The sequence below is a fragment of the Bacillus sp. FJAT-27225 genome (assembly GCF_001685025.1).
GTDB lineage: Bacteria > Bacillota > Bacilli > Bacillales > Cytobacillaceae > Bacillus_D.
In genome coordinates, this window is sequence record NZ_MAYU01000022.1 from 309,173 (window position 1) to 335,551 (window position 26,379).

General features: G+C 44.2%; 27 protein-coding genes and 1 riboswitch. Of the genes, 8 read left to right on the plus strand and 19 right to left on the minus strand.

From position 1 onward, the window contains the following. Positions 1–55: 55 nt before the first annotated feature. Together A8F94_RS17715 and A8F94_RS17725 are read left to right on the plus strand one after the other, a co-directional pair. Positions 56–1,810 carry an alpha-glycosidase gene (locus tag A8F94_RS17715; protein ID WP_066203333.1) on the plus strand — a complete coding sequence of 585 codons (1,755 nt, stop codon included), beginning with the start codon at positions 56–58 and terminating at the stop codon, positions 1,808–1,810. An 817-nt stretch (positions 1,811–2,627) separates the two neighbouring features. Further along, positions 2,628–3,194, plus strand: coding sequence for a DUF2777 domain-containing protein (locus tag A8F94_RS17725; RefSeq protein WP_066204050.1), 567 nt, complete (start codon positions 2,628–2,630; stop codon positions 3,192–3,194). 299 nt (positions 3,195–3,493) lie between these two features. Here A8F94_RS17725 and A8F94_RS17730 read toward each other — a convergent pair whose 3' ends face one another. The 13 genes from A8F94_RS17730 to A8F94_RS17790 form a co-directional block, all read right to left on the minus strand. Then, a complete protein-coding gene (locus A8F94_RS17730; protein WP_066203340.1) occupies positions 3,494–3,850 on the minus strand; it encodes a YisL family protein in 357 nt (118 codons plus the stop codon). 90 nt (positions 3,851–3,940) lie between these two features. Then, the gene (locus A8F94_RS17735) at positions 3,941–4,822 is read right to left on the minus strand and encodes a fumarylacetoacetate hydrolase family protein (RefSeq protein WP_066203343.1); all 882 of its coding nucleotides are present in this window, start codon (positions 4,820–4,822) and stop codon (positions 3,941–3,943) included. An 82-nt stretch (positions 4,823–4,904) separates the two neighbouring features. Further along, positions 4,905–5,738: a type II secretion system F family protein gene (locus A8F94_RS17740; RefSeq protein ID WP_254660890.1), complete on the minus strand. Its 834-nt coding sequence runs from the start codon at positions 5,736–5,738 to the stop codon at positions 4,905–4,907. Positions 5,739–5,822: 84 nt separating this feature from the next. Further along, positions 5,823–6,785, minus strand: coding sequence for a type II secretion system F family protein (locus A8F94_RS17745; RefSeq protein ID WP_066203352.1), 963 nt, complete (start codon positions 6,783–6,785; stop codon positions 5,823–5,825). A gap of 3 nt (positions 6,786–6,788) precedes the next feature. Beyond that, positions 6,789–8,219 carry a CpaF family protein gene (locus tag A8F94_RS17750; RefSeq protein WP_066203355.1) on the minus strand — a complete coding sequence of 477 codons (1,431 nt, stop codon included), beginning with the start codon at positions 8,217–8,219 and terminating at the stop codon, positions 6,789–6,791. Next, positions 8,216–9,052 (minus strand): AAA family ATPase, encoded by an 837-nt coding sequence (locus tag A8F94_RS17755; protein ID WP_139070128.1) that lies wholly within the window; start codon positions 9,050–9,052, stop codon positions 8,216–8,218. The genes A8F94_RS17750 and A8F94_RS17755 overlap by 4 nt, the downstream gene beginning before the upstream one ends. A gap of 37 nt (positions 9,053–9,089) precedes the next feature. Continuing rightward, positions 9,090–9,821, minus strand: coding sequence for a Flp pilus assembly protein CpaB (cpaB, locus tag A8F94_RS17760; RefSeq protein WP_066203361.1), 732 nt, complete (start codon positions 9,819–9,821; stop codon positions 9,090–9,092). A 9-nt stretch (positions 9,822–9,830) separates the two neighbouring features. Next, complete coding sequence (locus A8F94_RS17765; RefSeq protein ID WP_066203364.1) at positions 9,831–10,736, minus strand: TadE/TadG family type IV pilus assembly protein; 906 nt, start codon at positions 10,734–10,736, stop codon at positions 9,831–9,833. 13 nt (positions 10,737–10,749) lie between these two features. Further along, positions 10,750–11,133: a TadE/TadG family type IV pilus assembly protein gene (locus A8F94_RS17770; protein ID WP_066203366.1), complete on the minus strand. Its 384-nt coding sequence runs from the start codon at positions 11,131–11,133 to the stop codon at positions 10,750–10,752. Further along, positions 11,130–11,645, minus strand: coding sequence for an A24 family peptidase (locus A8F94_RS17775; protein WP_066203369.1), 516 nt, complete (start codon positions 11,643–11,645; stop codon positions 11,130–11,132). The genes A8F94_RS17770 and A8F94_RS17775 overlap by 4 nt, the downstream gene beginning before the upstream one ends. Positions 11,646–11,847: 202 nt before the next feature. After that, a complete protein-coding gene (locus tag A8F94_RS17780) occupies positions 11,848–12,039 on the minus strand; it encodes a Flp family type IVb pilin (protein WP_066203373.1) in 192 nt (63 codons plus the stop codon). 36 nt (positions 12,040–12,075) lie between these two features. Next, the gene (locus A8F94_RS17785; protein ID WP_254660891.1) at positions 12,076–12,420 is read right to left on the minus strand and encodes a DUF192 domain-containing protein; all 345 of its coding nucleotides are present in this window, start codon (positions 12,418–12,420) and stop codon (positions 12,076–12,078) included. 84 nt (positions 12,421–12,504) lie between these two features. Continuing rightward, a riboswitch (cyclic di-GMP riboswitch) is annotated at positions 12,505–12,591 on the minus strand. Positions 12,592–12,778: 187 nt separating this feature from the next. Continuing rightward, positions 12,779–13,990, minus strand: coding sequence for a DUF418 domain-containing protein (locus A8F94_RS17790; RefSeq protein WP_066203378.1), 1,212 nt, complete (start codon positions 13,988–13,990; stop codon positions 12,779–12,781). Between the two features lie 157 nt (positions 13,991–14,147). Between A8F94_RS17790 and A8F94_RS17795 the strand changes: the two genes are divergently transcribed. Genes A8F94_RS17795 through A8F94_RS17820 form a run of 6 tightly spaced genes read left to right on the plus strand, consistent with a single transcriptional unit; the run spans position 14,148 to position 16,166 of the window. After that, positions 14,148–14,369, plus strand: coding sequence for a spore germination protein (locus tag A8F94_RS17795; protein ID WP_066203381.1), 222 nt, complete (start codon positions 14,148–14,150; stop codon positions 14,367–14,369). A gap of 11 nt (positions 14,370–14,380) precedes the next feature. Continuing rightward, entirely contained in the window at positions 14,381–14,635 is a 255-nt protein-coding gene (locus A8F94_RS17800) for a spore germination protein GerPB (RefSeq protein ID WP_066203382.1), read from the plus strand. Positions 14,636–14,648: 13 nt separating this feature from the next. Next, the gene (gene gerPC / locus A8F94_RS25880) at positions 14,649–15,350 is read left to right on the plus strand and encodes a spore germination protein GerPC (protein ID WP_066203385.1); all 702 of its coding nucleotides are present in this window, start codon (positions 14,649–14,651) and stop codon (positions 15,348–15,350) included. Beyond that, on the plus strand, positions 15,347–15,529 hold the full coding sequence (locus A8F94_RS17810; RefSeq protein ID WP_066203387.1) for a spore gernimation protein GerPD: 183 nt from the start codon (positions 15,347–15,349) through the stop codon (positions 15,527–15,529). The genes gerPC and A8F94_RS17810 overlap by 4 nt, the downstream gene beginning before the upstream one ends. Further along, complete coding sequence (locus A8F94_RS17815) at positions 15,529–15,915, plus strand: spore germination protein GerPE (protein ID WP_066203390.1); 387 nt, start codon at positions 15,529–15,531, stop codon at positions 15,913–15,915. Before A8F94_RS17810 ends, A8F94_RS17815 begins: the two co-directional genes overlap by 1 nt. A gap of 32 nt (positions 15,916–15,947) precedes the next feature. Continuing rightward, positions 15,948–16,166: a spore germination protein gene (locus A8F94_RS17820; protein ID WP_066203395.1), complete on the plus strand. Its 219-nt coding sequence runs from the start codon at positions 15,948–15,950 to the stop codon at positions 16,164–16,166. Between the two features lie 31 nt (positions 16,167–16,197). Here the strand turns inward: A8F94_RS17820 and A8F94_RS17825 are convergent, their stop codons facing one another. The 6 genes from A8F94_RS17825 to A8F94_RS17850 form a co-directional block, all read right to left on the minus strand. Beyond that, positions 16,198–16,494 carry a hypothetical protein gene (locus A8F94_RS17825; protein ID WP_066203402.1) on the minus strand — a complete coding sequence of 99 codons (297 nt, stop codon included), beginning with the start codon at positions 16,492–16,494 and terminating at the stop codon, positions 16,198–16,200. Positions 16,495–16,517: 23 nt separating this feature from the next. After that, a complete protein-coding gene (gene addA / locus A8F94_RS17830; RefSeq protein WP_066203404.1) occupies positions 16,518–20,300 on the minus strand; it encodes a helicase-exonuclease AddAB subunit AddA in 3,783 nt (1,260 codons plus the stop codon). After that, a complete protein-coding gene (gene addB / locus A8F94_RS17835) occupies positions 20,293–23,790 on the minus strand; it encodes a helicase-exonuclease AddAB subunit AddB (protein WP_066203407.1) in 3,498 nt (1,165 codons plus the stop codon). The genes addA and addB overlap by 8 nt, the downstream gene beginning before the upstream one ends. 165 nt (positions 23,791–23,955) lie before the next feature. After that, positions 23,956–24,474, minus strand: a complete 519-nt coding sequence (gene lepB, locus A8F94_RS17840; RefSeq protein ID WP_066204054.1) for a signal peptidase I — start codon at positions 24,472–24,474, stop codon at positions 23,956–23,958. A 54-nt stretch (positions 24,475–24,528) separates the two neighbouring features. Continuing rightward, the gene (locus tag A8F94_RS17845; RefSeq protein ID WP_066203413.1) at positions 24,529–25,137 is read right to left on the minus strand and encodes a TVP38/TMEM64 family protein; all 609 of its coding nucleotides are present in this window, start codon (positions 25,135–25,137) and stop codon (positions 24,529–24,531) included. A 112-nt stretch (positions 25,138–25,249) separates the two neighbouring features. Next, entirely contained in the window at positions 25,250–26,185 is a 936-nt protein-coding gene (locus A8F94_RS17850; protein WP_077247799.1) for an LCP family protein, read from the minus strand. Positions 26,186–26,379: the final 194 nt, after the last annotated feature.

The window sequence follows — 26,379 nt, forward strand, 5'->3', positions numbered from 1 at the left end:
GTACCCTGTTTCTATTGGTATAAATGAATAGATTGATAGGAAGGGAGCAACCAGATTGTTTAAAGAAGCCATTTACCACCGTCCGCTTGATAATTATGCCTACTTATCCAAACATGATGAATTACATATTCGCCTCAGGACAAAGAAACAGGATGTTACGTCCGTTACCCTTATTCATGGTGATCCATATGGGTTTGAGGATAACACGTGGCAATTCGAAGAAACCGAAATGGTGAAAACCGGAACGGATTCGTTGTTTGATTATTGGTTTATCGCAGTTGTTCCACCGCTTCGCAGAATTCGATATGGGTTTAAAATCGTTAGTGGAGACGAAACAATTATTTATGGTGAGCGTGGTTTTTCAGAAGACGTTCCATCTGATATCGGGTTTCTTTTTGCTATCCCTTATATGCATTCCTCCTCCTTATTTCAAGCTCCTGAGTGGGTGAAAGATACGGTTTGGTATCAAATTTTCCCGGAGCGCTTTGCCAATGGCGATCCTGATAATGATCCGGAAGGCGCACTTCCATGGGGAAGCGCCGAGCCTGAGCGTGACAACTTCTTTGGCGGGGACCTGCAGGGAGTTATCGACCATATCGGCTATCTTAAGGAGCTGGGAATCAACGGGATTTATTTCACTCCAATTTTTAAAGCGTTTTCGAACCATAAATATGACACAATTGATTATCTTGAAATCGACCCGGCATTCGGGACGAAGGAAACATTGAAAGAACTTCTCAAAACCTGCCACGAAAACGGCATAAAAGTCATGCTCGATGCGGTCTTTAATCATAGCGGCTTTTACTTCCCTCAATTTCAGGACGTTCTTGAAAAAGGTGAAAAGTCCAGCTATAAGGACTGGTTTCATCTTTGGGAGTTCCCAGTAAAAACAAAGCCGCTCCCGAATTACGATACATTTGGGTTTGTTGCAGAAATGCCAAAATTGAACACCGAGAATCCAGAAGTGTCCGAGTATTTGCTCAAGGTCGGACGCTATTGGATTGAGGAGTTCGACATCGACGGCTGGAGGCTCGATGTTGCCAACGAGGTAAGCCCGGAATTTTGGAAGCTTTTTAACAAAGAAGTGAAAAAGATTAAACCTGACTTGTATGTACTTGGTGAAATCTGGCATGACTCAATGCCATGGCTGCGCGGCGGACAGTTTGATGCCGTCATGAATTATCCTTTTACGATGAACGTTCTCGATCTTTTCGCAAAAGAAGCGATCACTCCAAAACAATTTGTTGAAGGCATGACTTCAGTTCTCCATATGTATCCCGAAAATGTCAATGCAGTTGCATTCAACCTGATTGGCAGCCATGATACACCAAGGATACTGACCGAATGTGGCGGAGACATGGATAAAGTGAAACAGATTTTCACGATTCTCTTAACCTTCAATGGCACTCCATGCATTTATTATGGTGATGAAATTGGAATGGAAGGTGAGCAGGATCCTGGCTGCCGCAAATGCATGGAATGGGATGAGGATGAACAAAACATCCAGCTTAAGGAACATGTCCGAAAGCTGATTGCTTTGAGAAAAGAAAATCCAGTTCTGGCTAACAGCGGCAGCCTCCGGTTTCTTGATCCAGCCGAAGATGATCAGTGTGTGGCATACAAACGGACTGATGGGAAAAATACATTCCTAGTTGTCCTGAATGCAACAGATAAAGAAGCCACTTACCGCCTGCCGGAAGAGTTTGCTGGGAAGAGAGCTAGGGATGCTTGGACGGGGAAAGACTTGGACACAGGCAGTGGTCCGCTTGAACTGGACAGCATGGGATTTGCAATTATTGAGTTTGTTTAAAAATATACGTGCAAAACGCCAGCCTACCCGGCTGGCGTTTTGCATATTTCCCCGGAAATTGTAGAAACTAGTTTTCTACTATGTTTACATTGTACTTTGCAAACTAGGAGAAAAGCTGGACAAATTGAGCCCTCAGTTTAGGTCCCCATCAGTTGCCCGATTCTTCCGCTTTTTAGCAAATCCTGTGAAAGTTTTTCGAAAGAAGAACGGATGATTGGTGGCTAAAGCCTTCCTTGTCATTCTTCCTTTTAAGACTTCAGCTTGCCAACGCCTTTTTCATTCCCAAAGTAAAATGAAGGCAACACCTTCTGTATCAGAATGGCGATTAAAAGAATATCCTTTAAGGAGGAGTTCTTTTCGCAGCTCCTCAATGTTGGCGATTCATAGTTGCAGCAAATTGCATATGTATCGATGGCCCTTATTTCGCCATCGCTTTCTGCCCCTGCCAAGTCTACTGCAGCAAGTCTTCATCGCCAAAACCGTTGTCACGGTCGGTCCAACTAATCTTGTCATCCAAGCCTCGTTTTGATGATTGTTTTTGCCATTTCTTCAAGGATGGCCTTCGCCTTTTCCATATTCCGCCGAAAACCAACCGCCGGCATTTCCGCACATACTTCCGCTCCTCATATACAGTTCCTGTGGACGCCTTCACTGGAATCCGAATTCCACTGTTATGAAGAAATCCGCTCTTCCTATGGTGGTTATAGTGTATGCAGGTTTTAAAAATGGGTTAATTGTCCGGGTTTTGCTGGCAAGAGTTATAAAAAAGGAGGATTATGTCTACAAAGAATATAGCACCGTTCACGGAGGTAAAGTGATGAATCGACAGCAGCGCGAAAAAATATACGAACTACAGGCAAGAGCCTATACCGAAGGGTCTATTGAACATATTAATGGCCAATGGGTATTTTTTGATGAAGAAACGGAAGAAGCCTCGCTGCTTGATGACTATTTGCTTCAGGAAGTGGAAGTACTCAAAGTAAACCGCTGGAGAAAAGGTTTACTGACCGAGCCAGGCAAGGTAACCTTTAATGATGACAGCCTGTTCCTTCGCGACCATGACCAGCTCAGAGTGAGGAAGCATTTAATTTATTCGCTGGAAAGGCTGCTTGAGCAAATCAATGACGATGCTTTCTTCCAGTTCATCACGACCCTGAATTCACTGGAATTCTCCTTATTCGACTGCCTGTACTGCTATAATCATTTGAACTTTTTAAGCGATCATTCCAAGCGAAATGGAGTCAATATCATGATTTTTGATAACCAGGAAGAGATTTGCAATGTCCAGCACCATTTCACCTATTTCGAAAAAGAAAGCGACCGGTTTGAATTCACGCTGAATACTGGGAAAAGGCTGATAATTGAAAAGCTTGCTTCTTCTTAGGAAAAGTGTAAGCGTGTTTTAGGCTAGATTTATGCAACCCGATTTGAGGGAAAGGTGTTCTTACATGCGATTTGTGGCGAAAATGTGAATTTCTCGGATATCTAGCGGAAACTCTCGGATATATGAAGATTTTCTCGGATATATTCGGATTTTCTCGGATAAATGCTCAGAAATTTCGGATATAATGTTTTGAGCGGAAATCCCAACCCAGGTAAACTAAAAAGCTGCCAGGCTGAAGTGACCCCATAAAGTTAGACACGGGTATTTCATTAGGCAGCTTTTTGCATTATTCATTAAATTTAGAACCAGTCAAAGCCCATCGGCATGCTTAGGCCAAGCAGCAAGACAAGAACCAATGCAATCACGAATTGAATCCAAAGGACTTTCGCATCTACCTTTTTCCCTGTTTTAATTAGCAGCATTTCCATAATGGCTATTACCCAAAGTCCAACTGCTGTTTTAAGGATATAAAGTAGTCCAATCTTACTTAAATCGAATAAAATCATGAAGCCTGTTACTAAAATAAGAATGTACAGAACTCTCAAAATCATGTGGGTTATTTTTGCCCCTTTTTCATTGCCGCCTTTGTACAGGTTAAGCGCAACGAAGAATAGGATTAAACCTAACACCCATGTAGTAATATGAGCGTGCGTCATTGTGTTCCCTCCTCTATCTATTTCGCAACCTATCATAACATAGCCACAGTGCAAATCCTAAAAATTAAGAGAAATTTAATAAGTGGCAGCCTATGGTGCAATAATGTTTTTTAATACCCCAATACCTTGAATTTCAATCTCGACTGTATCCCCAGGATGGAGGAATTTCGGGGGCTTGAAGCCTTTTCCGACGCCTGCTGGGGTTCCGGTTGCGATGATATCACCCGGTTCAAGTGTCATCCCTTTTGACAAATCCTCAATCAGATTTTCAATTGGGAAAATTAGATGCTTTGTATTGGAATCCTGCCTTACTTCCCCATTTACTTTTGTTTGGATCTGCAGGTTACCATGGTCAGGAATTTCATCCTTTGTTACAATCCACGGGCCCATTGGACAGGAACCATCAAGCCCTTTTCCAAGGAAGTACTGTTTGTGCCGTTTTTGTAAATCTCGAGCCGTAACATCGTTCAGGATTGTATAACCAAATACATACTCCAGTGCGTCTTCCCTGGAAATTGATTTGCCCTTTTTGCCGATAATGACAGCAAGTTCACCCTCATAATCAAGCTGTTCAGTAACATCCGAATGAGAAGGAATTTCAGTATTAGGTCCACTGACTGCTGTTGGAGGCTTGGTAAACACCATGACATGCTCCGGAATATCCTCCGCACTCCCCATTTCAATTGCATGCTCCTCATAGTTTTTCCCAATACACATAACATTTTTAGCAGGACGTGGAATTGGAGCGAGGAGCTTAACATCGCTAACAGGAATCCAAAGCGCCTTCGCTTCTTCTGATATGGCAAAGGATTTCACCTTTTCCTTAAAAACTTCACCTTGCTCGATGCAGCCCAGGATGGTTGCCGGGAATTCAATACCCGCATGAGATTTTAACGGCAAAACGGCTTGGCCATCCTGACTGACTAACGCAGGAAGAGTTTCCTCATTATGTATGACTGTTGCAAGTTTCAATTCTTTCTACCCCCTTTACATTTGTTACCTTAAGTATACAAAAAGAGCCCTTCCTTCTGAAAAGGAAAGGGCTTGGAAATTATTAAATACCGTTCAAAAATTGTATCACCACTGGGCCTAGCAGGACGATAAATAAGCTAGGGAATATGAACAAGACGAGCGGAAAAAGCATTTTGATTGGCGCCTTCATTGCAGCTTCCTCAGCCCTTTGCTTCCTTTGAGCGCGGACTTCAACAGATTGAGCCCTCAACACCTGGACCATTCCAATTCCCAGCTTTTCAGCCTGAATGATACTGCTAATAAAATTCTTTACCGCGTCCACTCCTTCAAGCCTGTCACGGACACCACCCAACGCATCCCTCCGTACCTTTCCAAGGCGCATTTCTTCAAGGGAGCGCTGGAATTCATCGGAAAGCACACCCGTTCTTTTTGAAACAAGCTTGGCTACAGCTGCATCAAACCCTAATCCTGCTTCCAGGCTTACGGTAAGGAGGTCAAGCGTATCAGGAAGTTCCTTTAAGGCAAGAGTTTCCCTCGTTTTTGCTTTTTGTTTCAAATAATAGTGAGGGGCAATTCCACCTAGTGCCAATCCAACAAAGGCAGCAATAAATACCTTAGAGGAAGAAAGTTCTATCAGCAATCCATAACCGGCAAATGCTAATGGAAACCCTATACTGCATGCCGCCTGAAGAAGCCTGAAATCAACTGGTGTCATGCCAAAAGGATTGCCTGCCCTCTGAAGTTTCCTTTCAATTTTCGCTTCTTTCTCCCCCGGCATTCTTTTCTTAAAGCTCTTTTTAAAGTCGTTTAAAATGGGCAGTAAAAATCTCTCGTTAAAGGATGCCTGTACTTCCTTCCCTGTTTTAGTATCTGTGTTTTCTGTTTGGCCAAGGTAGTGCTCTAGCCGTTTTTCCAACTTTTCCTTTTTCTTATATCTAAGCGAGAGAATACCGTAGAATAATAAGCTGAAAGTTATGAAAAATGTAAGGTAAATCACCTCTTACACCTCAATCTGCGTAATCTTTTTAATGACCACAAGCCCGACTCCACAAGAAATAATGCCCGCTGCAACCATACCTAAACCAATAGGATGCTTAAACATCGGCCCAATGTAGGATGGATCCATTAAATACAAGGCTCCACCAAGGAGAAATGGCAGCAATCCTATTACCAAGCCCGACATTCTTCCTTGTGCAGTCAACGTTTTAATCTGACGTTGAATTTGTGTTCTATCTCTGATGGTTTCAACTATTTTTTCTAAGACTGCAGCAAGGTTTCCACCAACCTGACGTTGAATCAGGATTGCTTGAATCATTAAATCAAGGTCATCACTAGGCATCCGTTCCTTCAATTCGTTTAATGCCTCTTCAATGCTGCTGCCGTATTGCATTGATTTAATAACGGACTCAATTTCATCTTTTATAGGTGAAGGGGATTCTTCCGCAACGGATTTCAATGCTTGCGGGAAACTGAAACCCGCCCTGAGAGATCCAATAATAGTAGAAATCATATCGGCGAGTCCTTCATTGAATTTGTCCATCCGTTCCTTTTCCTTCTTCTTCACTATAAACCCTGGCAACAAATATCCCGTAACTGCTCCTGGAATGAACAATATCCAATGTTCAAAAAGCAGGTAAAGGAAAAACCCTCCGAATGCTGTCGAAATCCACTGAAAAGCAACAAACTCATCGGGTTTAAGAGGCACCCCAGATCTTGCAAGCATCATTTCTAGTTTGTTTGTTTTTTGTTTTGTTACCAGCTTCTTTGTAATGTTCTTTCTAGCTGCCGTATATCTCGTTAAAAAGTCCATATCCTCATTGCTAATTTCAACCTTTTCTGTTGAAGACAAATACCTCTGCATTCTTTGTTCAATTTTTTGGTTTCGGTTAACAATAAGCTGGAGCAATCCATAATAAATTAAAAAGGATGATAGAAGGATGAGAACCAGAAGTATCAATTTCATTTTCTAGGCCTCCTGCTCAATAAATACGGTAGGCGGGATATGGATGCCTGTATTTTCAAGCCTTTCATAAAACTTAGGGCGGACCCCGGTTGGAACAAGCCTTCCGACATACTTCCCTTGTTCATTCACACCCAACTGCTGATAAACAAAGATATCCTGAAGGACGATTACATCACCCTCCATGCCTTGCACCTCTGTAATATGGGTTATCTTCCGCGAACCATCCTTTAATCTTGTTTGCTGAATGATGACATCAAGCGCACCTGATATTTGTTCGCGGATTGCCTTGATGGGCAAATCCACACCGCCAAGCAATACCATTGTCTCAAGCCTCGAAATCATATCCCTTGGAGAATTTGAGTGGCCGGTCGCAAGTGAACCATCATGTCCCGTATTCATTGCCTGAAGCATATCCAGTGCTTCGCCACCCCTTACTTCACCTATGACGACTCGGTCGGGGCGCATCCTCAGGGAGTTCCTGACTAGATCCCTTATTGAAATAGCCCCTTTCCCTTCAATATTTGGAGGCCTTGACTCTAAGGAAACAACATGATCCTGCCGAAGCTGAAGTTCCGCGGCATCCTCAATTGTAACAATGCGCTCATCATTCGGGATAAAGTTGGAAAGCACATTCAGCGTGGTAGTCTTACCAGAACCCGTTCCTCCACTGACAAACATATTTAGCCTTGCTTTGACACACGCATCAAGGAAAACAGCCATTTCCTTTGTGATAGTGCCAAAGTTTATTAAATCGTCAATCATAAACGGATCCTTTGAAAACTTACGGATTGTGATGGTCGGACCATTCAACGCAAGAGGCGGTATAATCGCATTGACACGGGAACCATCTGGAAGCCTCGCATCAACCATGGGAGAGCTTTCATCAATTCTTCTGCCTATTGGAGCAACAATCTTTTCAATTACATTCATAACATGTTCGTTGTCACGGAATTTAATATCAGTCAGGACCAATTTCCCTTTTCGCTCGCAATACACCTGGTTAGGCCCATTCACCATAACCTCCGAAACCGCGTCATCCAACAGGAGGGGGTTGATTGGGCCAAACCCCGTTAAATCATTCGCCAATTCGTTTACTACTCTTTTGCGGTCAACAATTCCCCGGAAGGTTTCATCTTCCTTGATTGCCTCCATTGCCATTCCGTCCAGTTTTGTAACAATCGCGTCGACTTCCTGGTCCTTTAATTCCTGAAGGATTTTTTTATGAAGGATGCTTTTTAACTCTTGTTCCTTGTCATATTGTTTTTGGCGGATGGGTTCAACTTTAGGCTCCTTTGCATGTTCTTTCTCTAAATTTAGTTCCCGTGTTTCTACTTTAGGTGGAATACTGGTGAGAGCAGCCACCTCCAACTTAGCTGTAGACTCTTCATTTGCCGGTTGGTTGGTTTTCTGGTTTATACGGTCAAGCAGCTTCATTGGGTTACTCCTCCCTTCTTGCGTTTCCAAGGAAATATCGATTTAGATTTCGTCTTTTTCTTAATGGTTTTTTCAGGGGACATTGAGGCAATCATTTCTCCCATTTTAAACATTGCTTTGGCAATATCCGATTTTGAATGACTAATGACAAATGGTACCCCTACGTTCAAGGATCTTGAACAAATTTGAAAATCATTAGGAATATATATCGGTGCTTCTTCACCCAAAATCTTGGCCCCATCCTCAGCCTTTAAGACACTTTCCATATTGGCCCTGTTGAGCACAACCCTCACTTTTTCCCGCATCCCTAAGATTCCCAACGTTTCCAGCATTAGTTTGGTGTTCTTCATTGCCGCCATTTCCAAAGTGGTGACAACAAGAATTTCATCCGCTTTTTCTAAAAGAGAAAGTGTGTGCTCGTTTAACCCTGCACCAGTATCACATACAACAAATTCATTTTTTATTAATAAAAGATCAATAATTTTAAGACAGGCTTCTTTCGTGACTAAATCCGCATATTCCGGGCGTTCCGGAGCAGGCAGAACGCGAACTCCGCTTGTATGGGTCGACATGTATTCTTCCAGTCTACTTTCATCAAGGCTTGTGATGCCCTCCATTGCTTCCTTTATTGTAAAAACAGGCTGGAGATCCATTGCCAGTGATACATCACCAAATTGAAAGTCGCCATCAAGTACAGCAACTGAATTATTTCGTTTCGATAATGCAACAGCTAAATTGACGGAAAGGATGGTGCGGCCAATTCCGCCCTTCGCGCTGCAGACTGCAATCATCCTTCCTCGGGCGGGGGGATTGCTATTTTCTGAAGTTCTCATTTCAATATTCCCTGCCATCCTTATCACCTTTCATCAATTAGCTTTCTTTCTCTGTTTCCAACGGGGTTCCATCATCGTTCATTACTGGTCTGGTATGAAGGGTAAAATGAAGCTGCCCTTCCTTATAAGCATTCACTAATTTGAGAGCGTCGTTTGGATTCAATTCAAGGGTGACAGTCGTATATTCCTCAACTTGTTCCTCTGTATTTTCTCCATCCTTGACATCCTCCGCCAGAACCAACTTTTTGCCTACTGCAAGAACCCTTGCTTTTTCCAACAAAACGATTGATTTAAATACTGGCTTCTCTTTTGCCTGCTGATCTTCCTTAGAAACTATCACATCCACAAAATCTTCCACTTCGATAAGATTGGAGACTGTCTGTGGTAAATTCGCAGATACAGAAACAGCTCGAAAACCGTCTCTAACCTTACGAGAGACGTATACCTCTTCTTCTATTTGTGAAATAAGACGGTGGGCAAGTATTGGCTCACCTTTTTCAATCTTTGCTTCGGCCAGTTTCCCTTCAGCTTCTGAAATAGAATTGATTGATTTAGCCAGAACGCTTTCCTTTGGTACCTGAACAACTTCAAGCATTTCCGCAGTTATTTTTTTATTTTTATTTATCGTTTCTTTTGCTACAATCACATCTGTCATTGGTGTGGCAGCCACTGTCTCTTTTTTGACGGCTTGATTCATATATTGAAAGAAGAGGGCTGTCGTAATGATTCCCATGACAAGGGACAAAAGTAAAACCGTTTTTGACTTCATTCTCTCCACCTACTCTGTTAACCGGATGCTATAAGCTCCTCTGTCCGGGCTGCCTTCACCGGCAAATCCTTTTCCAGTTCTCTTAATAAACATTCCGGTGATTGATGTATCATTGTTGGACATTGGCTCGGTGATGTAAAAATAGGCAAAGCCGGTGATTTTTACTTGCTTCAGTTGATTCGTATCATACTGATAAGGCTGGTAAACTGGGATGAGGAGCACTCTTGAACACTTCTGGTTCCCAAGATCATCTACCGGAATGGAACAGCCTTTTATTAATTCATTTACTACTAATTGAGTTTTCCCAGCAATATTACCTGTTTGAGTGTTAAAAATATCACCTTGCTTTACCTCCTGCTGAAACCCGTTGCGAAGATTATCCTCGTAAATCTTCGCACCCGGGCCCTCAAGTGCAAGAACACCAAAGCTTCCGCTTACAGTAGAATCCGGTTCAATTTTTAATTTATAAGTCTTTTTATACTCAAGGGGAATGCTTTCATCAATACCCAGTGGCGCTGCACCTGCTGCTCGTCCCATTGGTTTTATGGAAGCGGCCGCCGCCGCCTTAATATCGACAATATCAAAGCCAAACAAGCCAGCAAATGAAGTTTTCGCCTTTCTGTTCAGGACTACTCTAACACTTTGGTCCTTAACAACCGTTACACTTTCCAACGAGCTTGTTTCATTATGGGATCCTAATATATCATTTACAATTCTTTTTACTTTTTCTTCCGAGGTAGTAAGCTCCTGGGAACCAGAAAGGACTGCTGCATTGGCAGCCTTTTGCAATTTGGTTTTTGTCATATAAAGCATGCTTCCATCAATCGCAAGCCCTACCATGCCTAGTATTGCAACCATTGCCAGCGCCACTATAACCGCAGCATTTGCTTTTTCTTCTCTGCAAAATTTCCGCATCTCTCACCTCTCCTCACTCAACACGTATTGTGGAATTTGTTTCAGCGTAAAACGGGGAGGGGAAGAGGCTTGAGACGAACGGAGTAAAAAGCTTGATAGGATATTTCAGCTTGACGGTCACATATTCCCCTGAACGCCTATTTGTACCGGTAGGAGAAATTTCAACAATTAATTTACTTGATTCCCCTAAATGAACGTAATTCCTCGCAAACTCTGTAACTTGTGTATCTGTTGCGCCTAACCCGGCTTTTCTGACAGTTTCCTGGGCGGCCATGTGTAGATGTGCATAAGAGTAAGTGACCCTGCCTATATCAAGAATACCTGAAATTAGCAACACCAGAATTGGGAGGATAAGGGCTGTTTCCACTATGGATTGGCCGCGCTCATCCTTTCTCATGGCAGCATCCCGGCCTGAAAAAACTGAATTGTTGCCCCTGCTGCAATTGCAACCCCATATGGATAGGTTGCTTGCATGGCTGCCTTGTCCTGAAAGAGCGGAAGTTTAAGCCCGTTCAACAATCCTAAAATACAAAGGACCATTCCCCTAATTCTTTCCTTTGCTCCTTTCTTGAACAAAATGACCAAGATGGCAATTGCTCCGCCAACCAGGGCCATATATACGGCTGACAGGAAAACAAATTCCGGTCCCATTAATGCACCGATAACGGCTAGCAGTTTTACATCGCCTGCACCCATTCCACCCATCAAATATGGAATTAATAGAATTCCCAGGCCTATAAGCATTCCGAGGAGAGCGTCTCCCAACCCTTGAACCCCCCCGGTAAAACTGTTAACAATAAGAGCTATAAGCAGGAATGGAAAAAGGACAACATTGTATATTTTTCGTTCCCTCATATCCGTAATGACACAAATAACCAATAAAAGAAAAAGCATGATTGCGTTTATCATCTATGAAACCTCTCTCCCACAGGAACCTTATTAAAAAAAGCCTCACGTCTCTATTCAACGCAAGGCTTTCAGCTGTCTGCAAAGACACGATAAAATTCAAGTTTATTAATCAATGGCTGCCAGGAAATCCCCTTTACTATAGCGGGGAAGGTTTAGCAAAAAGCTATTTGTCAGCATTTTTAGAATGCTATTAAAATATATATTAAGTTGGAGTACTTCCACCAGTGATTTTGCCAAGTTCAGTAACTGCTTTGTTGAAAACTGCAATGATTTGATCCTTGAATGTTCCAAGTACAACAACTACACCTAGTGCGATAACACCCAAAACCAACCCATACTCAGTCATACCCTGTCCTTGTTCTTCTTTAAGCAATGCTTTCATTTTGTTCATCATTCTCAAAAACTCCCTTTTTTAATATATTTTTAAAAATTAATTAAAAGATAAATGATTACCTACTTTAAGTTCTGTATCCCGGATAGTTCCATCTGGCAGTTCCAGCACACTGGAAGCCTTCCGATACACCTTTCCAACCTTTGATGGCTTCATGGATTGGTCCAGGGCCACAATTTCGTTGTTTCCGTCCAAATATACAACGTCGATTGGATAGTTCATGAAAAATGTGTGGATCGATTGGCAGGGCTTGATCAACAGGCCGTGTCCTGCTGGCAGGCTTTTCGTGAACATCAGCCCTTTTAGCCTTCGAAAGAAGCTGTCAGCGTTCTCGATGTTGTCTGCAATTTCTGTCCCGTTCGACAGATTCACGACCTTCAACAAATTTCACCTCCGGAAAAATAAAATGACCCCGCCTTTACCGAAAGGGGGATCATGGGAAGACATACCTATGGTGCACCCTGATCTTTCGGTAACTGGCTGGCGTAGTACGAAAGTACCTTAGCCCCTGTAGCTTTGCGTCACTGATTTTCATCAGCTTTGCCTTTATCGAGATACAGTGCATTATTTGTCGACTGTTCTCTTATATCCATAGTAAATCGTTTATGGGGGTAATAGAATCAGACTTTTTTACCATTTTTAATAAAAATTAACTAGGTAAAAAGTACTATTTTTGATTATTTTAACATTAAAAGGTATTTTATTCTAGTTTATTACTAAAATCAATGGCTTTTGTACCGATTTATTCCTTCCAATGTTTTCCTGCTCCTTCATACTGCTCTCTTTTACGGTTTTTTTGCCAAGAAAGGTAGGTAAAACTCCTCCATACCCATTCAACAGGCCCAAACCTGTAGTTTCTAAGCCAAAGCTTGCTTAAAAGAATCTGAAGCATATACCCCCCGATTACCATCAGGGTACCTTGAGCCAATGAAATCTGTCCGTATAATCCAAGGCCATATCCATAAAATATAAAGGTTGATACAAGTGACTGGAGCAGATAGTTGGTCATCGACATTCGCCCAACACTGGTAACGTACCCTTTCCCAGGTCCTCTTACCTCATAATAGATCGCCACTATTCCGGCATAAGCTAGCGCCAGAAGTGGGCCACCAAAGAAATCCTGGAAAAACTCAGCAGAATAGCTGCCCGGCAATATGTAAGGCAGTACCTTTATGAGGGTCCCCAGTAAAAATACTGCAGTTGTCACCTGCTTTAGTCGTCTGAAATGACTGGACACATCCTCAAGCCATTTTAATTTTGCAAAAGCAGCTCCAATTAGAAACAACGGGAGGAGTGAAAAGAGCAAAATCGGTGCGGTTTCCAGGTTGTTGTTTGAAAGCCATTCCTCTGACCGCATCCCGGTCACTTCCCAGAAAGAACCTTCCCCGTAGATAATTAGCGCTTTTTCAGCCTGCTCAGGTTCATTGGGAGTCGCAGCTCCAGGATTTATGATATCCACCAACACTAGCAGCAAGCCAAGCATCAAGTTCGGTATCACATACATGGCGGCCCCCACCATAAGGAGTACCTTCTCCCTCAAGCGAAGAAAAAATAACGTTAGTAAACCAATAATTGAGTAGGTAATTAAAATGTCTCCCGTCCAGACAAAAAAAGCATGGAGAAATCCCACTGCAAGCAAGAACAATAATCTTCTGGCAGCGAGAACGGGGAATCTCCCGCCCCTTGCAAGTACACGTTCCCTCGTTAAAGCTAGTCCGTAACCGAACATCATTGAAAAAAGCGGGTAAAAGCTAGCTTGAACAAATACATCAATTATGGTGTAAACGAACCTGTCTAGCCCGCTATCCCACCATTCCAATGGGTTTATATACAAGTAAGGAGAGTGGAAGGCCATCATATTGACGAAGTAGATTCCTAGAATTGCCAATCCCCTCATTGCGTCCAATGAGGGGATTCTTCCTTTTTCCCCAGTAGGAACCACACTATTTTTCATCTATATATCTTCCGCCTTTCTATACATCAGAACTTTCATTATACAGGAAAAACCATCCATCAGGATGGTTACTGTCCGGGAAAATTCGGGCTGATTGCTCACAATTACGCCCTGTATACATACGATAAAAGAAGAATGATGAAAAAGGGTGTAACTGATGCCAGCAATTGTGGGAATTGTCCAAGTCATTTCACTAGGAACCAGCGCAATCTTCAATATTGGGGATGTATACAGTATCGCACCGATTTCTAACGCGAAGACATTTTCCGGTGCAGGATCGTTCAATACGGGGGATGCGATTCACAATCTAAACCATTTATCTTCAACAAATGTTTATGACACCGATGGAATTGACCAGCCTATTTCATTCAATGTCTAAGGAGGCTGTAAATGAATATCTATATCCAACAATCAATTCAGATTCAAAGCATCCGAATAGGCGGCATCTCGAACTCTTCTGTTTTTCAAATAGGCAGTTCCGGTATCATTAAACCAGCATCCTATCTTTACAATACAGGCGGCTTTACGGGTCCGGCCCCAAAAACTCAAAAGCCGTTTCAGCCACAACAGCAGCAACAGGATTTTAGCAGCCAGTTGCCTTTATCGCAGGCCCCAGCTGTTCCTCTAAGACTCAGCGATTTATAAGCGAGGTGTTACGATGGATATTTACCAGGTGCTTCAATGGATGCAAGGCCAAATCCAAGCGTTTGGGCAAAAAATAGCAACGTTGGAGGAATCGCTCCGCTGTGCAGAAGAGGAAATCAGGCTCCTGAAGGAAAAGCCTGCTATCCAGGTTGGCACCATTCAATATAAATTTGACCAATTAAAAGTGGAAACGCTTGATGGTACCTTAAATATCGGCTTAAATCCAAAAGACCTGCAGGGGATTGAGGAAATGGCTATTGCCGAAGGACAGCAGGGGCTCGCAGGGCAATCTGGATTTCCAGGTCAGCCAGGATTTCCAGGCCATTCAGATTTTAATAGCCAGCAACCGTTTGGCCTTAACCCCGGGTACTATCCGCACCCTATCCAGCCTGTACAAGGAATGGATGGATTGCAGCGAAACCAGGAAATTGAAAATGCGATAGACGTGTATCTTGAGGAGGACCTTCCTCCACTCATTGAAAGTCTCAAGGAAAATCTCGGTCTTCAAAAGCCGGATGATTATCTTTCCTTTATTAAAAATGATGTAAAAAGACAGCTGCCCGCAAGAATAGACTCTCATGTAAGGCGGGCGGAAGCATCCGGCCAAACAGTGGACGACGGAATCATTATCTCTTCATTGAAAAAAGAAATTGAAAATGGTGTCCGAACCTTTCTTGCTAATCTTCCAGATACTATGAAAGGGGGATCTTCGTGATTTTCCAAGTTTATAACAACGAACTAACCGTTGGCAGCATAAAAGTGCTGGGTGTATCCAGCTCCTCCATGCTCCTTGTCGGGGATGCACAAACAATCCAGCTTGCCTCCGCTTTCGATACACCGGCAGAATCATTGATTATTGGACCATTCGTCCCTCTTCAGTCAGAGGGACGCTAATGTTACAGAGAGTTTCTTCCGTCGACACTATTTCTGTTAAATCGATGCTATTTTCCTCTGTGCTGCAGATAGGCGATACATCGAGGATACAGAACTTTTCGAGGGCACTCGCTGTCCAAAGGGAAAGGGATCAATTTTTTGATAATGAAGGGAATTTCATCCAATTCCCTATATTCACTAGGGAGATTCCTCTTCGTGATATATATGAGCCAGTACAAATGCTTTCATTCAATGAAAAGCCGCTCATTAAAGTAGGATCAATCACTATAAAAGGGATTTCAGCCGCCTCTTTTTTGCATATTGGCAACGTTGGATCTGTTAGCCTTGAGGGAAGGATTAAGCATATCCGCCAGCTAGAAGACCGGCCCGATCGCCAAGGGAGATAGAAAAAACTTATATAGGAAAGTGAGATGAACGTATGCCAGCACTTGTTGGCCCAGTGGTCATTCATAATGTCAGCGGAGGGTCCGTTCATTTTGGCGATGCATTGAACATTTCACCAAAAAGTACAGGTAAAACCTTTGCTGGAGCCGGAAGCAGCAATACAGGGGTATTGATTGGAACAGGGAGCGCTGTAAGCGGTACAAATGTGCTCGATACAAAGCTGCTTGACCAGCCGATAGCCGGAAACAAATAAATGGCATGAACCAATTGGTTCATGCCATTTTCTATTTACCCTTTTTTCTGGCTGACTTGCTTACTCTCGGGAGTTTGCCCGATGGCTGTTTTCTAATCCATTTTAGAAATTTTCCTATTTGCGGATCGTCCTTCAGCCGTTCAATCGTATTAAGACGAAATGCCAATTCTTCGTTAGAATAGAGGGCGTGAATCTGCTTATGGCAAGGTTTGCACAGGTTTGCAGTGGGCAAGAAGGTCCCGCCCATCTCCCTTGGAGTCAGGTGGTGAGTTGTTGTTTCAACATCCTCGCGCAAACAAAGCTCGCACTGCCTTATTGCTGACTTCATCCCGCTTCACCCTTCCTGGTGCATTAATCCAAGCTTTCCCTTTCCAGCTTTAGAATATGGGCACCATCAAAGAAAAACAGATACCGCTCATCCACACGGCGCCTCCAAATTTTTTCAAGTGCCTTCGTGTATAGCTCAATTTGAAGCCTATACCGGTCTTCAAGGATAGGCGCCGCGCCTGCCCAGCCGCTGTGGTAACGGCCGGTAATGCGATCCGATTTAAAGTCAATCATGACCAGTCCCTTGCTATCTTCAAACAGGCAGTCAATGATACCCTGAATGAAAATTTGTTCATTTTCATCCTTCCAGTCAGGGTACACCTCTCTTGCAGTTAGAGAAGCTGTAAACGGAACCTCACGCTGAATCTTTTCTGCTGCAATCATCCGCCTGCCGATTTCGGTTTCAAAGAATTTAACAATCAGGCTTGGTTCAATCACTTCCGCCTGTTCCGCGGTAAGCAATTCGTTTGAAACCATCCCTTCAACGAGATGTCTTACTGATTCCACAGTAATCGGCCCAGAAAGGTTAATATGCTGCATAACACTGTGAAGGGCTGTCCCTCGTTCTGCGGGGCTAAGCGATTTTTCCTGCATGAAACGGGGGCGCTCAAGGACTTGTTTCGCTGTTCTTGTTCTTCTCAGGATGTCAGTCCCGCTTTGCTCATCGGCTATTTCACGATTCCGTTTCATTTCGGATACGGTTTGTTTTGCCCTATGGGTAGACGCATCCTCAAAAGCATAGTTCCAAGTCAGCCTTTCAATGACTCTGGCCTCCTTGTCAGATGCGGCAGGAACAGGTTTCATCTCTTTTACAAAGTCGAGCCATCCATCCTGTTCCTCCCCGCCCTGTTCAGATTCAAGCCTTATATCAGCGGCGTCTATCATTTCTACTGACCAATTTGAAGGATCGCGCGATATGCTTTCATCAACCTCAGGGCCAATTTCCTTCCTGCGCAGCGTGACGCAGTCGGCATGGCGGACAAGCGCAGGCCCGACCCAGTCGAAATATCCCGAGGCAGCCGCCCGGTCGGAATCATCAAGCAGCCAATTAGGATAGCTGGCAATATCCTCCCACTGCTCAAGCTTTTTGTCCGCATCCTTTAGTGTCGCAAGCATAAATAGCTTTTCTTTTGCCCGAGTCATTGCAACGTACAGGACACGCATTTCCTCCGCTAGCATTTCCATTTTCTTTTTACGCTTGAAAGCAAGCTGTGGAAGTGATGGATACGAAATCCGCTTGTCCGGATTGATATACTTCGATGCAAACCCGAACTCCTTATCAAGCATGTAAGGACTGCGGATATCCATCATATTAAAGCTCCTCCCAAGGCCAGCCATGAATACAACAGGAAATTCAAGCCCCTTGCTTGAGTGGATTGTCATAATCCGGATAACATCTTCCTGTTCACCAAGCGCCCGGGCAGCCCCAAGATCATCGCCGCGATCCATCATCCGCTCAATGAACCTGAGGAACCTGAACAGCCCTCTAAAAGATGTTTCCTCGTATTGCCTTGCCCTGTCATAAAGGGCCCGCAAGTTTGCCTGGCGCTGTTTTCCCCCTGGCAACCCGCCAGAAAAATCATAAAACCCGGTATCTCGGTAAAGCTGCCAGATAAGCTCGGATAGTGATCCTTGCCTTGCCAGTGAACGCCAGCCTTCAAGGTTTTCGCTGAATCGGCAGATTTTTTCATGAAGCTCTTCGCGCCCTGATGGTGCTGCATTTTTGCAAAACGCTATTACACTATCCCAATAAGAGCCTTTATTATTCTGGATTTTTATAAAAGCAAGTTCTTCCTCGTTCAAGCCAATAATTGGCGACCGCATTACTGCCGCAAGCGGAACATCCTGATATGGATTATCGATGATTCTCAGAAGGGACATCATGACCGCAACTTCGGTTGCCTGGAAATAACCGGTCGACAAATCCGCATAGATTGGCAGACCCTGCTGCTTGAATTCTTCCATGATTTGCGGTGCCCACGTCATCGAGCGGAGCAGAATCACAATATCCCTGTACCGGACTGGCCTTGAACTATCCTTTTTTGCCTCATAGACAGGCCGTCCGGCTGAAATCATTTCTTTGATTTTCGCAGCCATCACCCTGGCCTCCAGCTGGGATTGTTCAAGGTCTTCCGCATCAAGCAGCTCATCTTCAAATTCCTCGCTCGTATCTTCCCTTTCACCTTTCGAACCTTGGTCAATGATAAGCATTTCGGCCGGGAACGGCTCATCTGGATACTTTGCGCCTTCCTTCAGCTCGGCAGATTCATCATAGACAATCTCGCCAACCTTTTCCCCCATAATCTGGCGGAACAAATAGTTGGTTGCATCAAGGATTTCCCTGCGGCTTCGGAAATTTCGGGCAAGATCAATCCTCAATCCTTCCGATACCGTCCCTTCTCTTGAAAAACGATTATACTTTCCTAGGAACAAGTTAGGTTCGGCAAGCCGGAACCGGTAGATGGATTGCTTTACATCCCCGACCATGAACAGATTGCCGTTTTCGCCATGCCCCCCGGATACGAGCTGCAGAATTGTTTCCTGAACCATGTTCGTGTCCTGATACTCATCAACCAGCACTTCCCGGAACCTATTCTTATAAGATAGCGCCGCCGCTGAAGGAATAAGAGTACCTTTCTCTGTTTCTTCCTGGCCAAGAATGTCAAGGCAATAGTGTTCAAGATCGGAGAAGTCCACAAGTCCCCGTTCGCGCTTTGCCGCTTCAAATCTGACCGCAAATTTCCTGACTAGGGAAGTGAGCGTTTCGATGACTGGCTTCATGTCGGCCATGTCACGAAGAAAGCTTTCAGGCCTTCTTGAAAAAAGCTCATCACGGAGGTCATTGATGATTTTTTTGGTTTTATCCCTAAATTTGCCGGCCTTTTTCTTCAATTCCTCATCAACTGTGCCTTTCCTGATGGAGCTGGCCTTGGCAAATGTATAGGATTGCATTGCAGCATAGAGCGAATCCCAGGAATCACAGACCGCCAACATGGAATCAATCAAACTGATGTCTGAAAGAAAGGCTTCGGCATGGGGTGCTGGTCCATCTGGAAGCTTTGAAACAGCCAAAGCCTTCTCCGCAAAGTGCCTTGCAGTTCTTAATTGAAGCTGAATATCGAACAGAAGAGAGCCGATGAATGGCAGCTCTTCGACCTTAGCGATTTTCGTTGTGTCATACATCGAAACAATATCTTCAAGATAACGCTCCGGATTCGGATTTGAACGGGCAAAGTTAAAAATATCGGAGACGATTTCCTGAAGCGCATCATCGCTCCTGTCCGATGTAAACGTGTCGACAAGCCGGAAAAAAGGCTCGTTGCCTTTTGTTCCATACTCTTCCTCAAGCAAGCTGTCCATCACTTCATCCCTTAGCAGCTGGGCTTCAGTATCATCCGCAATCCGGAAGCCTGGATCGACATCAATCAAGTAATAATATTTCCTGACTACGTCAAGGCAGAATGAATGAAGCGTTGAAATGGACGCTTTGTTCAAAAGGCTGAATTGTTTGCGCAGATGGCGGGATTCAGGATTCTCGTTAATTGCCTTTTCGAGCGCTTCCCCGATCCGGTGCCGCATTTCGGCAGCAGAGGCATTTGTGAATGTAACAACGAGCAGCTCGTCCACATCCATTGGGTTATCAGTCGAAATGATTTTGCGGATGATCCGTTCAACAAGGACGGCAGTTTTTCCCGAACCTGCAGCAGCCGCGACAAGAATGTCCGTGTCTTTTGCCATAATTGCCTTCCACTGGTCATCCGTCCATTTCAGCCCCTGCGGCATCGGGGGTATCATTACCTTACTCATGTTCATTTACCTCCTTCCGAATCAATTCCATTGCTTCCTTATCATTCCTTGGCACAAGCCTGCGGAACTTCGAGCCCTCAATCGACTCATCGAACTGGCAGACAGACTTATAAGAGCAGAACTGGCAAGGATTTTTATCCTTCATCCTATAAGGGTCAATTCCAACTTCGCCGGATATAATCGCATTTCCGGTATCCTCATATATCTTACGGACGAACTTCCTTAAGTCTTTCATTTCCTCGGCTGTTGCGGTTTTGGAGCCGTTCCTGATTGAGCCATTGGCATTAATTCCCGCTGAAATGATATGGGACACACCAGTCTCCAGGCTTTTATCCATAAGCCGGATGACTTCCTCATCCTCGAGGACCAATCCGCTCATTTTGAATTGCTTAAGGATTTCACGTTCAAGCTCCTCTTCGGACATGTTTTTCTTAGCCGTAATCATTGGATTATGAACATGGAAGTAAAATACGCCCGCAGGCTCTGCATCCCTTCTAGTCAGCTCAGTTGAATTGGCGATCGCAATATCAAGATAGGTCAGCATCTGCAGAGCGATCCCGTAGTAAACCTCGGAGAGATTCAAGCCTTTGCTGCTGGACTTGTAATCAATGACTCTTAAAAACAGCTCCCCATTCTTTCCTTCGCCGCTGTCAATTCGGTCTATTCTGCCGGCAAGCTCCATTCTTCGCCCGTTCTTCAGGCCGAATGTAAGAGGCGGGAGCTGTCCGCCGCGCCCGAAACCAACCTCAAGCCCGATTGGCTCGAATTCACTCAGTTTCGAATGCTCGCTGAGGACGAGCGATGCCCTCGTAATGATTTGTTCCAGCTTTCTTTTTATATAGTGATGGCGCTCAGAGCTTAGCAATATTTCATTTTGAAGCCTTGGGGCAATTGCCTCGACAGCCTGTTTTGCGAGGCTTTCACACTGTTCGCGAGATAGCTGGGCCCAGGCAATATTCTGTTCATTGACTGTTTCGGCAATATACTTTAAAGCCGCATGGAAAAGCTCACCAATATCCGGTGCCTCAAGCCGGTATATCTGCCGGTCGCGAAGCTTTAAGCCATGCTGGACGTAATGGGAGAATGGGCAGCTATTGAACAGTTCCATCCTTGACACACTTCCCTGGATATCTTCCCCGTACAGCTCTTCTGCGAGTTCCTGCGGCAGGCTCACTGTTCTGTTTGTATAAAACAGACTTGATAGGACAGTATCCGCCCGATTTTTCCAAGCAGGATTTTCCACAAAATAATTGTACACATCCCACCAGAAGGTGTAGACTGGATAATTTCTTTGTTTTTGCTGCAGCTGGGATGTCAGATAGGACAATGCTGTCCCCTTGTTTGAAATAAATGCAAGCTGCTCGTCTTCATGCTGGTCGGCAGGGTCGGCAGCGTACATCCTCTCTTTTGATTCAGGGAACAAATCTTTTACCCTTGAAATATAGGAAGATGGAATAAGTGATTTCCCTTCCGCATTTGCAAGAGGGTAGCTCACATACAGAGCGTCAGCAGGAGTCACAAATGCCTTATAGGCAATGAAATTTTCATCAAGCAGCCGTTCGGTGCTGCTTGGGCCGAGCTTGAGTCCGGCGCTGAGAAGCAGTCCCCTTTCTGCATCGCCGATGATTCCATCGTCACTGACTTTTGCAGGCAGGACACCCTCATTCAGCCCTATTACAAACGCAACCTTGATTTCTGCCAATCTTGATTTATCGAGATTGGCAACCATTACTTGATCAATTGCTGGTGGAATTAACGAGAATTCCAGGGCTTCTATTCCCGCTTCAAGAATGGATGCGAATGCTTTAGGAGTAACCTTTTCATCTCCCAGCATTTCAACATACTGGTCCAGAAGGTCAATGACAGCATTCCAGACCTGGTCATGCTCACGCCCTCTAATCAGGTTCCCTTCCTCTTCAGCTTCCGCTCTCCATCTTTCAAGCTTCGTTGGAACATCCAGTTCCTCAAGCAGCAAATAAACAGCCTCACACATTTTCCGCCCCGAGTCCGCCCTTTTCAGCCGCCTGGAGAACCTCATCAATGGTGCCGAAATGATTAAGCGTAGTTCATTTAGCTCGCGCTCTGTTCTTATTTCCTCATCAGTCTGTTGGCGTGAAACAAATTCAAGGCCGCGGACTCTCCTGAAATGCCAGCGGTCTTTCTTTGTCCATTTACTGCCCTGTATTCCGTGTGAAAGAACATAGTTCTCGAGCCTGTCCATTTGCCTTCTTATTGTAGCCGCATTGATTTCAGGCGGAAAAAGCAGTTCGGTTTTAACGGCACGAAATACAGGCTCATAGCGCCAATTGCCGTTCACGGTCTCAAGAGCGGATCGGATAAATTCAACAAGCGGGTGGTTAAGCATCGTTCTCTTTTGGTCTATGAAATAGGGAATCTCATAATCAAAGAATACTGGTTCAATCGTTTCATGATAATCCTGGCCGTTCCGGACAAGGACGGCGATGTCCTTATACCTGTAGCCCTTTTCCCTGACAAGGCTTCTAATTTCCCTTGCAATTCCTTCTACCTCTGCACGCCGGTTAACAGCCTGAATGATGGTAACTGCGGAATCTCCTTCATACGAAACAGCCGGCCTTGAATCAAAATGTGCTTCAAGGTGGCGAAGTGAACCATTACGAAAGCGCTTTTGGCCTTCAAGTATGACAGGAGCTTCCATTTCGATGTTTCCGTTCCTGGCAAGGTCAAAGAAGTTTTTGCATGCCACCCCGGACATCCTGAATAAATTCAGCTCATCAGGTGCCATGTCGGGGCAAGGTTTATCAAGAGTCAGGGTCACCGTAACCCTTTTGCATACCTTTAAGAGTTCTTCAATTACTCTATATTCCTGAGGAGTAAAGCTGTAAAAGCCGTCAATATAGACTTCGGCATCCTTCAGGTAGGATGACTGGGCAGTCTTCTCTGCAAGCAGGCGGAAATAGTCCTCCGAATCTATGTACTTGCCTGAAGCTGCCTCCTCGAAATGCTTGTAGATGATTTCCAAATCATGCATCTTATCGGCAAGCGATTTTGCATCATTGCGATTTCCATCGATCCTGTTTCGGCCTTCTGCAAGCTTGGCCGGGTCGACCAGGTACCGTTTGAATTCAATAATCATGTCTTCGACTTGGGAGATAAAACCGTTTTTATCCGCGGCGCGCCGGAACAGGACAAGTTGATCCTTTTGCTCTTCAATAATTTTCCTGATCAGCATATTCAGCCCGACACTGCTTAAATGATAACGGCTTGAGCCCCCTGTTTCCTGAAGCACTCTCCAGGCGAGACGCGAAAAACTATAAACCTGGGCCCTGATCATTCCGCCAATCGCCTCATCGGTAGCCAGCCTGTATTCGGACAGGAAAGTCATTTGTTCCGGAACAAGATAAATGATCGCCGGACCCTCTGGGCTTTCAATCAGCCTGCTTTTAATTTCATCCAGGCAGGTAAGCGTCTTTCCGCTTCCGGCTCTTCCAATCAGCATTCGTAGCGACATAGATTATCCTCCGTCCTTTTTCTGCATACTTACTATTTTATCACAAAAAGGGTACAAACGTTTGCATCCAGGCATGGATGCCGGGACCAAATATTGGTGTTTTTTTGAATATATTTCATACAAAAAACCCGGCCTCGGCCGGGTTCAATTGTCCATATTCATTTTCTAAGGTGAGATTGCCACGTCCTTGATTGGCCAATACAAAAGGTTTACTTTCCCAACTACCTCGTGGGAAGGAATAAATCCAAAATGGCGGCTATCCCAGCTTTCAAGCCGGTTATCCCCCATCACAAACAGTTTTCCCTCAGGAACCTTTTTTTTGCCTGTAATGTCGGTCAGAGTAAAATCCCCTGTAAGCGGCTGTCCAGGCTGCATTTGCCTGTATCCATCCAGATACGGCTCCTCATATTCCTCGCCATTTATATAAAGCTTGTCATCCTTATACTCAATCTCATCACCAGGCAATCCGATAATCCTCTTGACGTAATCCTCCCGTTCATTGGCATGGAAAACAATCACGTCAAATCGATCAAGATCGGTTATCTGAAAGCCGATTTTATTGACCATAAGCTTATTTCCATCCTTCAGTGTCGGCATCATCGATTCACCTTCCACTACATAATTGGAAAAGAAGAAGGTTCTGATGAAGATAAATATGATGATTCCGACAATGAAGGCTTTCATCCATTCGAGTACTTCCTTTTTCCAGCCTGACACCTTAACCGCCCCCGCGCAAAATCAATCGTGCTTTTCGCTGGCTATCGTCAATCTCCGTTCAATCTGCTTGCCAACCAGCCATAGGATGAATATCACAATTAACACAATGAATGTCCTGAGCGGCTGAGTAAAGAGGGAACGGATATCATGACCAATAAAACTAATCATGAAAATCATCGCCATTTTTCCAGCACCAACCGCCAGCATATACTGTTTCGTACTGACTTTTGAAAGGCCGGCGACGATATTAACGACAGCTGAAGGAGTAAACGGGAAACATAGCAGTAAAAACAGTGGCCCGAATCCATGCCGTTCCACCCAATTCATTAACTTCCTGACAGTTGAATGCTTTTTAAGAATGGACAGGAACCGTCTTTGGCCATACTTCCGAAAAAGGAAGAATACAAGAAAAGCACCAATGCAGGCTCCAAGCCAGGAATAAAGAAAGCCCAGCCACAATCCAAATGCACTAGCATTTGCCATGACGAACAGGAACAGAGGCAAAAACGGAAGAAACGCCTCAAGCATCGGAAGGACAATACCAGGTATTGGTCCGAACGATTTATATTCCTGAATTAGGTCCATGATATTTTCCAGGGTAAACCACGATTTTAACAATTCTGCATCCATTTGAAACTCCTTATTGCCAGCTTCTTTTTTTTATATCCTTTTTTGACAATTTTTAATCTTTAGGGGCAAAACTTAATGTTTCTGTAATAAAGTGAAACTTCCATTATTAAGATTACTTTTGGATGAATTCATGAAGGGCTTGTTTGTTTTTTTCTAGATCCAACAGAAGGACCGCGCCGTCACCACTTACCCTCGCATCTGAATATCCATCTTTAACCGGGATGCGGAGCGTTTCAATGTTGCCGCTCCCGTTCCTTATAAAATTGGTTGCCATTGATATCATATCACCCGTTTTTACATTCGTGTTCACAAATGGCTGAACGATGCCAATAAGTTTTGGAAGCTTTGGGATCATTTCGATGCTGGACAAGTCCCTGGCCACCTTGCCCACGACCTTTTGCTGGCGCTCTACCCTGCCAAAATCGCCAACTGCATCATTCCTGAACCTGACATAGCCAAGCAAATGCTGGCCGTCAAGCCTTTGTACGCCTGGTTCAAGCGTGACGCCGATGTTTACTTCCATTCTTTTTTCCACGTCGATTTCTACACCTTCAGGGAATGCTTCATCAATGAGCTGGACGAACCCCTCAAAGTCGACAATCGCATAATATTGCAAATCAATATCGAAGTTTTCCTTAATGGTTTTTCTCATCAACTCCGGGCCTCCCTCTAGGAATGCCCTGTTAATTTTATGCTTTCCATGCCCGGGAATTTCCACATAACTGTCCCTCATGATCGAGGTGAGCTTATATGTCCCCTTGGCATCGTTATAATGGGCAATCATGATTGTATCTGCCCTTGAATTTTCATCACCCCGTGCATCTGCTCCCAATAGGAGGATATTCGTACCTCCGTACTGATCCTTTTTCCCTGAAAATTCGTATTCAACCTTTTCCTTATCCCCGATTTTTTCCAACGATTGATTGACACCTTTTCTATATTGAATAAAAGAATAAGCTGCAATGCTCATAAAAAGCAGGACCAGCACGGTGAAAAACGGTTTCCAAAAGCGTCTTTTCCTTTGTCTGTGCCTCTGTTCATATCGCATAAAGACCCACCATCCAGTTAGTATTGCCTCTTTCAATAGGGCTGTAGGTCTATTCTACCAATTCGACAAATGAATACCTAATTGGGATGCAATTGAAAAACGAATACTCGCCGGGTTCCTTCCTTTACCGAAACATTTCCGCTGTACCAAAAAGCCGCACTTGGCGGCTTTCTGAATTATTTAGCAAACTGATT

Coding starts and splice junctions, on each gene's coding strand:
- A8F94_RS17750 (WP_066203355.1), bottom strand. CDS start 8,219: ATGAAGCTGCTTGACCGTATAAACCAGAAAACCAACCAACCGGCAAAT.
- A8F94_RS17850 (WP_077247799.1), bottom strand. CDS start 26,185: ATGCGATATGAACAGAGGCACAGACAAAGGAAAAGACGCTTTTGGAAA.
- A8F94_RS17755 (WP_139070128.1), bottom strand. CDS start 9,052: ATGAGAACTTCAGAAAATAGCAATCCCCCCGCCCGAGGAAGGATGATT.
- A8F94_RS17725 (WP_066204050.1), top strand. CDS start 2,628: ATGAATCGACAGCAGCGCGAAAAAATATACGAACTACAGGCAAGAGCC.
- A8F94_RS17825 (WP_066203402.1), bottom strand. CDS start 16,494: ATGAAGTCAGCAATAAGGCAGTGCGAGCTTTGTTTGCGCGAGGATGTT.
- A8F94_RS17780 (WP_066203373.1), bottom strand. CDS start 12,039: ATGATGAACAAAATGAAAGCATTGCTTAAAGAAGAACAAGGACAGGGT.
- A8F94_RS17745 (WP_066203352.1), bottom strand. CDS start 6,785: ATGAAATTGATACTTCTGGTTCTCATCCTTCTATCATCCTTTTTAATT.
- A8F94_RS17815 (WP_066203390.1), top strand. CDS start 15,529: ATGTTACAGAGAGTTTCTTCCGTCGACACTATTTCTGTTAAATCGATG.
- A8F94_RS17795 (WP_066203381.1), top strand. CDS start 14,148: ATGCCAGCAATTGTGGGAATTGTCCAAGTCATTTCACTAGGAACCAGC.
- A8F94_RS17790 (WP_066203378.1), bottom strand. CDS start 13,990: ATGAAAAATAGTGTGGTTCCTACTGGGGAAAAAGGAAGAATCCCCTCA.
- A8F94_RS17820 (WP_066203395.1), top strand. CDS start 15,948: ATGCCAGCACTTGTTGGCCCAGTGGTCATTCATAATGTCAGCGGAGGG.
- cpaB (WP_066203361.1), bottom strand. CDS start 9,821: ATGAAGTCAAAAACGGTTTTACTTTTGTCCCTTGTCATGGGAATCATT.
- gerPC (WP_066203385.1), top strand. CDS start 14,649: ATGGATATTTACCAGGTGCTTCAATGGATGCAAGGCCAAATCCAAGCG.
- A8F94_RS17775 (WP_066203369.1), bottom strand. CDS start 11,645: ATGATAAACGCAATCATGCTTTTTCTTTTATTGGTTATTTGTGTCATT.
- A8F94_RS17800 (WP_066203382.1), top strand. CDS start 14,381: ATGAATATCTATATCCAACAATCAATTCAGATTCAAAGCATCCGAATA.
- A8F94_RS17845 (WP_066203413.1), bottom strand. CDS start 25,137: ATGGATGCAGAATTGTTAAAATCGTGGTTTACCCTGGAAAATATCATG.
- lepB (WP_066204054.1), bottom strand. CDS start 24,474: ATGAAAGCCTTCATTGTCGGAATCATCATATTTATCTTCATCAGAACC.
- A8F94_RS17765 (WP_066203364.1), bottom strand. CDS start 10,736: ATGCGGAAATTTTGCAGAGAAGAAAAAGCAAATGCTGCGGTTATAGTG.
- addA (WP_066203404.1), bottom strand. CDS start 20,300: ATGAGTAAGGTAATGATACCCCCGATGCCGCAGGGGCTGAAATGGACG.
- A8F94_RS17770 (WP_066203366.1), bottom strand. CDS start 11,133: ATGAGAAAGGATGAGCGCGGCCAATCCATAGTGGAAACAGCCCTTATC.
- A8F94_RS17730 (WP_066203340.1), bottom strand. CDS start 3,850: ATGACGCACGCTCATATTACTACATGGGTGTTAGGTTTAATCCTATTC.
- addB (WP_066203407.1), bottom strand. CDS start 23,790: ATGTCGCTACGAATGCTGATTGGAAGAGCCGGAAGCGGAAAGACGCTT.